Origin of the sequence: Moorena bouillonii PNG, assembly GCF_001942495.1 — a bacterium.
Lineage (GTDB): Bacteria > Cyanobacteriota > Cyanobacteriia > Cyanobacteriales > Coleofasciculaceae > Moorena > Moorena bouillonii.
The window spans coordinates 2,299,296-2,311,656 of the sequence record NZ_MKZS01000001.1; the positions used below are offsets into that span (position 1 = coordinate 2,299,296).

The 12,361-nt window shown below is 42.2% G+C and carries 8 protein-coding genes and 1 pseudogene; 3 read left to right on the top strand and 6 right to left on the bottom strand.

The window, feature by feature from the left end:
- Nucleotides 1-221: 221 nt before the first annotated feature.
- Complete coding sequence (locus BJP37_RS09540) at nt 222-758, bottom strand: hypothetical protein (RefSeq protein ID WP_075898302.1); 537 nt, start codon at nt 756-758, stop codon at nt 222-224.
- A gap of 1,445 nt (nt 759-2,203) precedes the next feature.
- On the bottom strand, nt 2,204-3,580 hold the full coding sequence (locus BJP37_RS09545) for a hypothetical protein (protein WP_075898304.1): 1,377 nt from the start codon (nt 3,578-3,580) through the stop codon (nt 2,204-2,206).
- Nucleotides 3,581-4,347: 767 nt separating this feature from the next.
- Between BJP37_RS09545 and BJP37_RS38830 the strand changes: the two genes are divergently transcribed.
- On the top strand, nt 4,348-4,497 hold the full coding sequence (locus BJP37_RS38830) for a hypothetical protein (protein WP_158069500.1): 150 nt from the start codon (nt 4,348-4,350) through the stop codon (nt 4,495-4,497).
- 1,005 nt (nt 4,498-5,502) lie between these two features.
- Nucleotides 5,503-7,020: a serine/threonine protein kinase gene (locus BJP37_RS09555; RefSeq protein WP_075898308.1), complete on the top strand. Its 1,518-nt coding sequence runs from the start codon at nt 5,503-5,505 to the stop codon at nt 7,018-7,020.
- 204 nt (nt 7,021-7,224) lie between these two features.
- Here BJP37_RS09555 and BJP37_RS09560 read toward each other — a convergent pair whose 3' ends face one another.
- From BJP37_RS09560 to BJP37_RS38840, 4 genes and pseudogenes are all read right to left on the bottom strand, one after another.
- A complete protein-coding gene (locus BJP37_RS09560; protein WP_075898310.1) occupies nt 7,225-9,045 on the bottom strand; it encodes a fatty acyl-AMP ligase in 1,821 nt (606 codons plus the stop codon).
- Between the two features lie 156 nt (nt 9,046-9,201).
- Nucleotides 9,202-9,327, bottom strand: a pseudogene (locus BJP37_RS36060) (IS1 family transposase); the annotation flags it as partial.
- A 250-nt stretch (nt 9,328-9,577) separates the two neighbouring features.
- Nucleotides 9,578-9,718 carry a hypothetical protein gene (locus BJP37_RS38835; protein WP_158069501.1) on the bottom strand — a complete coding sequence of 47 codons (141 nt, stop codon included), beginning with the start codon at nt 9,716-9,718 and terminating at the stop codon, nt 9,578-9,580.
- Between the two features lie 270 nt (nt 9,719-9,988).
- Nucleotides 9,989-10,129: a hypothetical protein gene (locus tag BJP37_RS38840; RefSeq protein WP_158069501.1), complete on the bottom strand. Its 141-nt coding sequence runs from the start codon at nt 10,127-10,129 to the stop codon at nt 9,989-9,991.
- An 810-nt stretch (nt 10,130-10,939) separates the two neighbouring features.
- On the opposite strand from BJP37_RS38840, the gene BJP37_RS09570 reads away from it, so the two are divergent.
- The gene (locus tag BJP37_RS09570) at nt 10,940-12,343 is read left to right on the top strand and encodes an acyl-CoA-binding protein (RefSeq protein ID WP_075898312.1); all 1,404 of its coding nucleotides are present in this window, start codon (nt 10,940-10,942) and stop codon (nt 12,341-12,343) included.
- Nucleotides 12,344-12,361: the final 18 nt, after the last annotated feature.

The window sequence follows — 12,361 nt, forward strand, 5'->3', positions numbered from 1 at the left end:
ATTTACCTAAAGACGAAGTGATTAACCGGACTCGTTCGCGTAGCGTAGCCCTTCGGGCTAATCGCTTTTAGCGGAAGCTTAGCTTCATCGCGAAGCGTGGCCTTAGGCCAATCTCTTGGTGCGCGTTCACGCTTAGCTCCCACGAAAACGCTGGGTCGCACCGGATCATGGGTTATTTCGTCAAAGTTTCAGCGTTAACGAGGGTGCTATTGAGATCAGACTTAAAAAATAACTCTTCCTAGCTCAACTCCCCCAAACTCGACGATATTGCTTGAGCTTCTCCGAACCAGGGCAGTCTGCACATAGTAGTAGTAATTGAAATGGTCAAAGGTATGACCTGATTCACTACTGGTTGAACTTCCCTCGAAGGTATAAGCAGTTTCGCTTCTGGTATCCGAATTAAAAACTAATCCAGAGACAGTATTAACAGCACCATCACGCTTTCTAATGCGTCGTAGTGCTGCTGTGACACGAGCATTCGTACTTCTTCCCGTCGAATCACGGTAGGAAACACTAATGTTGTTGGCATTTTTAACATTAACAGACACTGGACAAATGACAGTAATTGAACCGGTTTTTTCTGGTTTGAACTTAATCCGTCCCGCCGTGATCAGATAAAGGTCTTGTTGTATAGCAGAATCAATGGGAACACATCCTGCTCCATCCATCACCCAATCAGGAACCTGAGCCAGGGCTTTACTAGCACCAAATGTTGTAGTCTGGGCCAATAACGCTCCGATTAATAGTGCTTTTTTCATGTTTATTTCCTCATCACAACTTGCTCAAGTCAATCTGGGATGCACCTATATAGTTATCACCCAAGTCTTTCCTTTTTACGCAAGAGGATAAATTTCACCTAGAGCAGGGGTGGAGGAATCAGAAAACTCACCCCCCATCCTCTCATCCCTGATTAGATATACAGATATATACAGAGTATGCGATTGACCAAAGGTCAATCGCATTCGCTAGTTTTGCGTTGTTTGTTTTGCGTTGTTTTTGAATGAGTACACACGGCTTTTGAGATATCCTGTATCGATCCCTTTCCCTAAAAAAAATAAGAGAGCCGTCTTCAAGCTCTCTTGATCATCAGGGTGCATCTACAATAATCACAATATAGCAGTTTTAATGAGGGGTGTCACCCCTCAGCTTAATTTTGCCAAATGGCTGTGCCTTCCACTTCCAGTTAACCCTTGGCACTACCTAGGACAGGTGATGAGAAAGTTTAATCAAATTTGGACAGATTTTCCCTTAGAGCGTTGGTCAACTAATACAAGCTAACAAAATGCTGAACATATGAATCAAACGAAAATCTAGATCATCCCATGCCCCAATTTATCCATTTACCCCTATACCCATGATCAAATTCGATTCCGGAAGAGTTACTGAGGGTGGAATATTCTCGAATCAATGATTAGTACAGGACTTAGACACCAAGACCCTTAAAACCCGGTTTCTCTTATCAGTCAAAGGCTGAAATCGGTGTAATTACCCTCAATAACCGGGTTTGCGCCGTAAATCCTATAGGATTTGTCGAACGTTACGAATTCATAGGCTTTTTAAACAAAGTTTAAGTTAAGCAAATTTCTCTGAACAGAGTCTACCAAAAGTTCAGCCAAGTTGATACATTAATCATAGGCACACAAACCAATCGGAATTCAGGACTGTGCCTCCTGTCCTGAAGAACTTACAGCCCTAGAAACTTAGTCATAGAGATTAACAAGACATGTAGGGTAAGGTAGGCGTTAAATAACCATCAATGGGAGTAATTCAGTTTAATTCCCACCTACCCTAGACAACTAAAACCATGTCTAGCCCTAATTAATCGATGTTTTAACTAGCTAGTGGTCATGATCTGAAGCATCTTTGTTCAGCGTCTTTGGCTAACCAAACTGTTAAAACATCAAAAGCCAAACCACTCAGGAAAGTAAGTAATGGAGGAATATACTTTTTTGTTGAGCTTCGGCTGTAAGAATCTGTAAACCCTAGCTAGATATTTTGTTGAATAAGTATAACCATGAACCAGGTACCGTTACCTGGTTCATGTTAGTTTTAGCCACTATCAAAAGAAGCTCTACGCTATACCGCCTCAACTAGCTCACTGATTGAACCACAGCAAAAACAAATCTCCCCCCAGCCACAACCGATAGAACGCAACAGATAGAACTATTCAAGCAAGAGCTGTCTGCCTGTGAAATTGCGATCGCTATTCCTGCATCCCGGCATACAACAAACGTGCAAATAGCCGTACCCCATCATCCTGCTTCAGCTCTTCATAGGAGGGGGGCTGCCGCAAGCCCACCACCCGCAGATCTGCCAGCAATTCGGGATGAAACTGACAGGTAAACGATCGCCGAACGGTTTTACTTTCAAAATCTATGTAATTGATGCAAGTCCCAGAACACTCTGTCAAAACCTGATCATCATCATCCGCCGTCGAGCACAAAATTTCAACAGCATCAGGGAGCTGGATAAGCCAAGACAAAGCACTATTCGCTACAATGTGACGGCTGGGAATGAGAGCATCATGAATTAACCGATACGCCCAGTTTGCAAATAAGATTGCCTCTTCGTTGACCTCGTCCGAATGAAACATGGCAATGTTGAGTTCATGCTCATAGGCAATCGACGTATCAATCACCCCTTCGTGCTCATCAGCAGTAATCTCATGGGCAACAATCACTGCCTCAGGAACACCGGAGGTCTCATGGTCAGGGGATTCATACTGGCGCAGCTGGCGATCACCAATCTCTTTTGCTTCGTTGTGAGCCACCGCAAACTCCTGATGCTCCCAATTGTCTGCCACCACACGGCCATCCCGCTTCTTGACGACCAGGGACTGCCCTACTGCCTGGATTTCTTGACAGACAAGTTGTAAAGCCCTTAAAGCCTTGCCATTGCCATCCCCCTCCAAAACATCTAGAGCCAACACTTCCCTGACTGCCCGACGAATCAGGCTGATGTGAGCCTGAGCCGCAAGCTGGTGCCCTAAACAAATAAATATGGCAGGTGCGCTTGCAGGAGTCCGAGAGAGGAGAATCTGCTCAGATAGACGGAGAAGATCCTGATGGGAGCAACTTGCCCCTGCAAAGGTAGATGGATTCCGGACAGATGGATCCCCCCCCTCTACCACAATTGCCAATCCTGAGCTGATGACGGGGATCAGTCGCTCCAAATCTAACGGACCTGAGGCCCAATAGGGAAAGAGAATTGAATCACAGTCAGCAACTTTTTGCGCCAAATAAGCCACATTAACCGAGGCACGGACCTCCTCACCTAGGGGGTTACAGCCCACATGTTTCCAGGGTTCAATAATTGCGATCGCATGTCGAAACAACTGAGGATTTGCTATCAACGCCGCAAAAGCTTCTGGAGAGTCGATCACTTTTTCGAATGGCTGCCCCTTGCCCCATTCACAGCTGGGATTGTCGGACAGTAAAGAGCCAGTCGATAGAGGATTAGAGGAATGGCGATCGGCCAAAAACCGTCCCAAAAGAATGTGAACGGACTCAAACTGAGAGCCACTATAGCTCAGATAACCTGGCTTGAGTCGCCAGTTACTTGGTGGTGACTGAGTAATCATCAGAATAATTTCACATTGTCTTCAGTATCTTTGTCTTCTCGACCCCGACAAGAATCGGTTCCTAAGAAACCAAGTCTTAGGCCATTGAAGATAGCGGTGCGACACCGACTACCAGGTAAAAACAAATTACAACACCCCTCAGAGGTTATGCTGGGGTAAATGGTGTGGGATTTGCTGGCTTTAAATCAGTATCGATAAGCACTCAATGAAAGTATCACACTTAGGGACAAGTGGCAAAGTTTCGCGCCTTAAAAACTGAATAACCGTGACGGTGGTTGTTTGTGTGTTTGGCCTTCCCCCCAGGGCAGGGTAAACGCATCTTATTTGGTATAAATGGTAACATACAAAAAATTGATTAACTCAATTTTTTGTGAAATTCGAATAAATCCCATCCTAAAGCAGTTTTTTTTGTTCAAAGTCAACAAATTTTCCGCTGACTTTGAACAAAAATCAAAGTCGGATTTGCGTACGAAACCAGAATGTAGAGTACTCTCAAATCGACCAAGGATAACACGGCCAATAATTGATAATAAGTTGCGCTTATTGAGAATCAACAGGGTAATTCTAGATTTTTGATACTATTGTTTATTTTTTCACTGTAAATTTTAATACAAATTTAGATGCGTTTACCCTGCCCCCCAGGGCAAACACATCTAAATAAATTAGATTTACAAATCTCCGCCCAGCAGCAACAGATAGAACGCAACAGATAGAACTATTCAAGCAACAGCTCCACCAGCTCAAAAACCGTTCCGCCAAAAACAGGGATGGGGAGAGACTTTATCCCATCACAGGCTGGTGGTAGTCTGCCTGGATTACAGAAAAGGTTCAAGTTGGGATTGGGCAACCACTGGGATTGGGCAACTACAACAACAGCAATTGCAACACCTACTGAATTAAACTCCTTGAGACTATAACTATCTTATCGGTCTGGGAAAGGATGATGCTCCACAAGAGTTGCTACATCTCATTGACAGAGTTTATAGTTAGATAAATCTAACCAAAAAGCTACTCTGGCAAATAGTTAAAACTTGAACATTCCAGATCATGATTGGTAAAAATTGTAATCAACTTAGTTTTCCCATAACCATTTTTTTTTATCGATATTGTAATCACTTACAGCTTGAAGCCAGGGATTTATGTTTATGTAATTATCATTGTAATACTTATATTCAAGACGAGTTGTTTATAGAAATATATAATCCAGAATGTAAACTGGCTTTATTAAAGCTAATTCAATGTCCTTATCAAAAAAATAGCCAGCTTTGGTAAAACTTATGATTGATCATCTGCCGTCATCAATTAAAATAGGTATTTAGGAATCTTGGCTGGAGCAATAATTTAATTTTTATCTAGTTTAATTATTCAATTCGTTATAATTTAAAGTTAAATTTAAACAATAAATCAAATTACCTAAAATGTAATTAATATTCTATTGAATATAGACTGTACTGTGTATAAAACAAATTTTCAAAACTAAGAGCTTCGTGTCTTTGATTTCCTTCCTAGCACCCCTTGAAACAACTCTGCTTTTTTAAGGGGGATGGAAGGGGGTTAATCAGGCAGAGGGAGTAAGCATTCAGCGGTCAGCGCTCAGCGGTCAGCTTATTTTATTCAAAAGGTGCGACCCGTGGCGAATTTAATAATTAGATGCGGAAAGCGCACCTAAGCATCTCAAGTAGCGTGGCCACAGGCCTTTAGCTGATACGCGACACGCTGATACGCGACACGCTGATAGCTTACCAGAGGGATTTAGGGGAATCAGAATTTTTTGACCAACAATCTCTTAGCAACCGCCCCAATACTTCTGTAACTGCTACAGGACATGGTTGATTGCTCTTATTCACAAGGATCCTTCTTTATACTATGTTGTATTCACCAAAAGCTATAGTAAAAGAACTGGCTTCAACGCCTACTACACTATGCTAGAATCTGGGAAAGTCCTCCAAAATCGCTATTACCTCCAGCAGCAGCTGAATGACAATCCAGTGCGCCAGACTTGGCTAGCACTGGATTCCGAGTCTGACACGCAAGTCGTAGTCAAGCTTTTGGCTTTAGGTGGTCCCGTACAATGGGACGATTTGAAACTATTTGAGCGGGAAGCGCAAGTTCTCAAACAACTGGATCATCCTCGGATTCCCAAGTATCGGGATTATTTTTCCCTCGATGAGAGTATCCTATGGTTTGGACTGGTTCAGGAGTATATCCCCGGTCTATCCCTGAAACAGCAACAGTCTCAAGGGTTTAGATTCTCTCAGCAGCAGGTAAATACTATCGCAGCTGATATTTTAGAAATTCTTCAGTACTTACATCAGCTCAACCCCCCAGTCTTACACCGAGATATCAAGCCAAGCAATCTAATTTGGGGTGAGGACGAGCAGGTATATTTAATCGATTTTGGAGCAGTGCAGGCTCAACCAACTACTGCGGGTGCCACATTTACAGTGGTGGGAACCTATGGTTATACACCCATGGAACAGTTTGGGGGTCAAGCTGTGCCTGCTTCTGATTTGTATGCCTTAGGGGTGACCTTGATTGAACTGCTGACTGGAGTGGCACCTGCTGAGTTACCTCAGGAAAATTTGCGGATTCAATTTCGTCAACTACTCGGTTCTACTGTTGAGCCTGGCTTGGTGACGTGGCTAGAGAAAATTACAGAACCAGCTGTGGAGCGTCGCTTCAGTGATGCTAAACAAGCTACTGAAGCGCTATACACTAACCCAGTGGTTCCATCAAACAACACCTCCCCAACTGGTCTGCCAGACACTGTTGTCCGTATTCATAAATCAGCAGAACAACTAATCATTGATATCCCCTCCCACTGGGAAATGATAGTGATGAAACCCTTCAAACATGCCCTAAAACAAGCTAGAGGGGTGGTAAAGGGGGTATTTTCTTACTCACTACAGCGATTCAAGACCTTAGAAAAGTCTAGGCAACACCGGATATTAGTTGGTGTTGGGTTGGGAGTAGTTGTAGCAATTTTACTGGATTTATTTAAGCACCTTATTCTTCAAATATTAGTAATATTATTAGCAATTCCAGTCTCATTACTGCCTTTAGCAATACCAATTTTTTTAGTGATGTGGATAACATCATTAAACTCAGAAAAAGACTTTTCTGAGGCAGTTCGTATTTGTTTTGATAACAAAAAATTTGAAATTATTAAGGCATCCTTGAGCCGCAAAAAATGGGATCGAGGAGAAAACTCACAAATTAAAGAAGTTTATATTACTGCCTATCGGGATGCACAAGGCAGATACCATCGGGGGATTGCGATCACTACTCAGGTAGAACGACCATCACCCTTTGGTCAAAAATCCCAAACTTACATCTTTGGCGAACAATTACCAGAAGCTGAATTGAATTGGTTAGTTGAAGAAATCCGAGCTTGGTTGGATGTCAAATCTAGTGATTCATCACCAAGTCCAGAAGTTTGAAGGTTTAAAGTTGAAGGTTTAAGGTTGAAGGTTTAAGGTTGAAGGCAAAATAAAAAACCAATCAATACCGAAATTCAGCAACTAAGGCTAGATAGAGACGATGATTTTGCCAGCCTCATATTTGGTGCTCAACTTAACCAGATTTTTACTTACCAGATTTTTGCTTACTTGTCAATTTAATTTTAGATGCGTTTGCCCTGGTCCCTACCCCAGATGCGCCCCATTTTTTGGAGTTGCCCTCATAACACTCATAACAGTTAGTCTTCTTAAGTGTTCTGGATTACCACCACCTGAATTTATAACTTCCAAAGTTCCCTCTAGAAACTTAATCCGACAAGCTTGACGCATTATCTTGCCACTTGAAGTTTTAGGAATGCTACCTGGTTGGATCAATGCTATTGCATAAACCTGTAGTTCGTGTTGCTCCATCAACGCCTGACGAATATCTCCATTTACTTCATCGAAATCCAGTTTTCGCAGCCAACTTCGCTCCACCTCCTGAACAACGACTAATTTCTCTTCGCCATCTACCTCAACCCCAAATGCTGCCTCAGAATTTTTACGCAGTGCTGGGTGGCTCTGTTCAACCGTAAATTCAATATCCTGAGGATAATGATTTTGACCTCGAATGATGATTACATCCTTCAAGCGCCCAGTGACAAACAGCTGACCATTCTTGATGAACCCCAAGTCACCAGTACGTAGAAATGGACCTTCACCAGTATCTGCTAGATATGCCTCAAATGTATGCTTTGTTTCTTCTGGTCTATTCCAATAACCTTGAGCAACACTTAAATCTGATACCCAAATTTCGCCAACTTCATCTGACGCACACCTAATTAAAGTATTGAGATTGACGATAATTACTTTTATTCCACAAATCGGGAAACCACAACTAACCACATATCGACTTCCCTTTTGATTTCCATCGCACTCAACAATCTGATTTTTCTCTAGTGCTGATGCAGCAATTGAGGCAATTTCAGGCACATCATTGTGAGACTTGGTAGCAACTAACAAAGTTGCTTCTGCAAGACCATAAGCTGGAAAAAAAGCTGTGGCACGGAACCCACAAGGTTCAAATGTTTTAATAAATTTTTCTATAGTGTCTTTACGAATTGGCTCTGCTCCATTACTAGCTGTTTTCCAACTCCTAAGATCTAAATTAGTTATTTGTTCTGATGTAACTTGACGAACACAGTAGTCATAGCCAAAGTTTGGACTTTGGCTATGGGTTACCTTATACTTAGAAATAACCTCTAGCCAGCAGGTCGGTCTTCTAACAAATGTCAATGGTGACATTACGTAACAAGTAATACCAGAATAAATAGGCTGTATAAGTCCATCAATCAAACCATAATCATGGAAGTAAGGCATCCAAGTAGCAGCAATACTATCTGAAGTGTAGTTCCATGCTTGCTTGATATAGGCAGAATGGTGCATTACATTGTTATGGGTCACTATGACTCCTTTCGGTGTAGATGTAGACCCAGAAGTATATTGTAAATAAGCTATGGCATCTAGATTAATTTTTAATTCTTGCCATTGGTTTGCTAGTTGCTCTGATATCTCCTCAGTAAACAACCATAACAACATATTATTATACTCAAAGTCTTTTTGCCATTCACTTGGGAACTGAGAAGAAATTTGAGATGTAGTCAGCACTAGAGAAACTTGGGCATCCTGAACACAAGCTTGAAGTCGAGGCAGAGTTCGCTTCAATCGAATTGCATCAGGTGGAGGAGCCGGAATAGCAATGACTCCTGCATATAAACATCCAAAGAAAGCACAAATGAAATCTAGAGGCTGTGAATAGAGCAGCAATGCTCGTTCCCCCCTGGTTACCCCCATCTCCTGAAGCTGAGCTGCGATTGCTCGTGACCGCTTTTCCAATTCTCCATAAGTCAAGCTGGCTGTCTCTGTTTTTCCATTAGAAATAAAGGTATAGGCTTTTTGGTTCGGTTCATTTGTTACTCTATAACATAGCAGGTCTATCAAAGAGGTAAATTTTTTCTTAGTATTCATAAAATTTGTCCTTCATTCATTAATCATCCATCAATTCCTGAATTTTCGGCGTTACTGGAGTTTAGACTAAAGGGATAGGAGCAAACTATAAACAAAAGCCAAAAACCGCATCAGCGCTCAAAGATCTGAAAATTTAAGCATAGCTCCTAAGTGATTTTAGAATTTTTTGGAAAATGACAAAGTTTTTATTACCAGACGACTAATCCTTTGTCTTCAGGTATTATTTAATCTTTCAATATGATTAGTTTTACCAGTTTTTTTTGCTACTTGTTTGTGACGCTGTCTTGATGCAAAACGCGAGTGGGGGAACCACGGCAGTCGCTCATGGTTAGAAGTTACCGTAAGACAGTTGAGCCTTGTCTTGATGCAAAGCGCGAGTGGGGGAAACCCCCTGTTCCGAAGCTGCATCGCTAATCAATAAGTTTTACCCCTTTTCTGCATAGCCTACCAACCATAAAGGCTCAACGTAATCAGGTTTGGTCTCCGGGGGGAACCCCCGCGTGAAGGCTTAGGTGCGCTTTCCGTAGGCGAATTAAATTCGCCACGGGTCGCACCTCTGCATTGCTTTTGTCGTATTACTGTTCTTGATGCAATAGCGAGTGGGGGAAACCACGGCAATAGCGAGTGGGGGAGACCCCCAAGACCGCGCTGCCTCCCCAAGACCGCGCTGCATCGCTTTTATAAGCTTCCCAAAAATCTGTATAACACACAGCACATTGTCGAACCACTGGAGGGAAAGACTGCTACNAGTCGCTCATGGGGGAAACCCCCAAGACCGCGCTGCATCGCTAATCAATAAGTTTGAACCCTTTTCTGCATAGCCTACCAACCATAAAGGCTCAACGTAATCAGGTTTCGTCTCCGGGGAAACCCCCTTTGGCGGCGCTGCCTCCCCAAGACCGCACTGCCTCCCCAAGACCGTAATGGTGCTTTTGACCCGTAATTAAATTCGCCACGGGTCGCACCTCTGCATTGCTTTTGTCGTATTACTGTTCTTGATGCAATAGCGAGTGGGGGAAACCACGGCAATAGCGAGTGGGGGAGACCCCCAAGACCGCGCTGCCTCCCCAAGACCGCGCTGCATCGCTTTTATAAGCTTCCCAAAAATCTGTATAACACACAGCACATTGTCGAACCACTGGAGGGAAAGACTGCTACAGTGTAAAGCTTTGAGTTTTGGAAAATGTGCAATTAATTTTTTGCACCTGCTTAAAGGCAATGTTGTATCACTACATGTTTATCACTACCAATTAATTACCTACTCTGGATCTCTGTAACCCTTACATTGCAAGGCTTTGAGTTTCATTAAATGTGCAATTAATTTTTTGCACCTGCTTAGTTTAGCATAACAGGTACGGAAGAAGCAAATTTTTAAGAAAATCTATTCGGCTATAGTAAATTTACTTTTTAGTTGGTATAATCCGGAGCAAATTGTCAACAGGTAGGTTTTATGCTAATAAAATATTTACCTGTTTTTCCCACAAAACCTACCTTACTTATTTTTACCATAAAATTCTACAACCTTTACATAGCAAGCATTTGACCCTGTTTCGTTACCCCGTAAGAACATATAGCAAGTCTTATACCCATGAGGTACAAATCTCTGGTTTTTAGGGAGCAGGGAGCAGGGAGCAGGGAGCAGGGAAGAATGAAGAGGGAAGAGGGAAGAGGGAAGAGGGAAGAGGGAAGAGGGAAAAAATAATGTGTACCTCATAGCTATGAGAAACGCTATAGATAATGAACAGCTTTACAAAATGTTACACTAATAAAGTGCATTTCAGAATAGCTTCTGTTAAGCTACTGAATGATACTTTGTATCAGTATAAAAAACTAACCCATACAGTGTTTTTTTATACCATTACAGTAGTAATCTAGAAAGGATTGAACCCTGAATATGCTCACACCAAACCAGATTCAACACTTTGAAGAAAAGGGATGGTTAGGCCCCCTGGATCTATTTACAAGTTCAGAAGTAGAATCTGTAAAAAAATGTATAGAAACTAATAGTTCAATTAAAGAAGTAGAGGGTCAGCCGATGATGATGCTCTACAACAATGTCCTGAACCTCAACACATCTCGTGACCTTCATCTGTTTCATCAACCGATAGCCGAGATGTTTAAAAACAACAAAATTGTTCGGCTACTAAACCAGTTGGGTGGGGACAATTTACTATTGTGGAACAGTAATGTTTTTTGCAAAATGCCAGGGGAAGGAGAGATCAAATGGCATCAAGTTTATGATTCTTACGACCCCAGCGCTTATGATCCTCAAAAGCCAGCACTGCTTTACCCCAATACTGAAGATATTATAAATATATCAGTATGGATAGCTTTAGATGATGCTACTCTCGAAAACGGTTGCTTACATTTTGCTAATGGGACACACAAGGAAAAATTTCGGCGAGTGCAGGTACCTGCTGAGCAGGGAATGTTTGCGGGTATAAAAAACCATAAAATGGTTTGGCAAGGGCGGAGAAAATACTCAGTAGTGTTTGACTTCGATGACAATGAATGGGAAGTGGAAGCTGTACCAGCGCGCATGGGGCAAGCTATCATTTTTACCGAAAGAGTTATGCATTCCTCTCCCCCCAATAACTCCAAGCAACAACGCCGACTAGGTATTAATGGACGTTATGTTCCTCCCAGCGTACAGGTTTATCCACACCGTTTAAAAGGCGATTTCATCGACGAAAATTTTCATAATATCAAAAAGCATTTTTGTATCCTGGTATCAGGGCAAGATGATTATGGAATAAATGTCGTTCGTGATTCTCATGATCTAGACAATATAGAGTTAGAATTTCAGACCATGTCCAACTTAGTTCGCTTTGGTCATGTTCAACTACCTAAAGGCAAGAAAGAAATAGAGCTTGAGACTCTCTATCAACAAGCAATGGAAGGGGATTGTCTAGAGGAGGAGCCAGATCCGATTCTGCAACCTAGAAAGTATATTCAATGGCAAGCCTGGAATCAACTTAAAGGCATGAGTTGCAGTGAGGCGATGAAGCAATACAGTCAAATAGTAGCCAAACTGCCAGTAGTGGATCAAAAAAAGGAGCTGCCTCTAGAAGAAAAAATTAAAGCTTGGTTAGTCGCTTACATCGCCAAAGTTTTTAACATTGAAGCAGATGAGGTGAATAGTACTCTTCCTTTTGAGCGCTATGCTCTAGGATCGGCTGATGCAGCAAATCTAGTTGCTGAGTTGGGAGCTTGGCTAGAACGAGATATTCCTGCTACTGCGCTTTATAGTTACCCAACTATAGAGTTTTTGGCTAAGCATTTAGTTTCGTCATCCTGAAGATAAGGTGCAAATTAC

Bases quoted from the DNA above. Each gene is read 5' to 3' on its own strand.
- BJP37_RS09560 (WP_075898310.1), bottom strand. From the start codon at position 9,045: ATGAATACTAAGAAAAAATTTACCTCTTTGATAGACCTGCTATGTTAT.
- BJP37_RS09545 (WP_075898304.1), bottom strand. From the start codon at position 3,580: ATGATTACTCAGTCACCACCAAGTAACTGGCGACTCAAGCCAGGTTAT.
- BJP37_RS09555 (WP_075898308.1), top strand. From the start codon at position 5,503: ATGCTAGAATCTGGGAAAGTCCTCCAAAATCGCTATTACCTCCAGCAG.
- BJP37_RS38840 (WP_158069501.1), bottom strand. From the start codon at position 10,129: ATGCAGCGCGGTCTTGGGGAGGCAGCGCGGTCTTGGGGGTCTCCCCCA.
- BJP37_RS38835 (WP_158069501.1), bottom strand. From the start codon at position 9,718: ATGCAGCGCGGTCTTGGGGAGGCAGCGCGGTCTTGGGGGTCTCCCCCA.
- BJP37_RS09540 (WP_075898302.1), bottom strand. From the start codon at position 758: ATGAAAAAAGCACTATTAATCGGAGCGTTATTGGCCCAGACTACAACA.
- BJP37_RS38830 (WP_158069500.1), top strand. From the start codon at position 4,348: ATGGGGAGAGACTTTATCCCATCACAGGCTGGTGGTAGTCTGCCTGGA.
- BJP37_RS09570 (WP_075898312.1), top strand. From the start codon at position 10,940: ATGCTCACACCAAACCAGATTCAACACTTTGAAGAAAAGGGATGGTTA.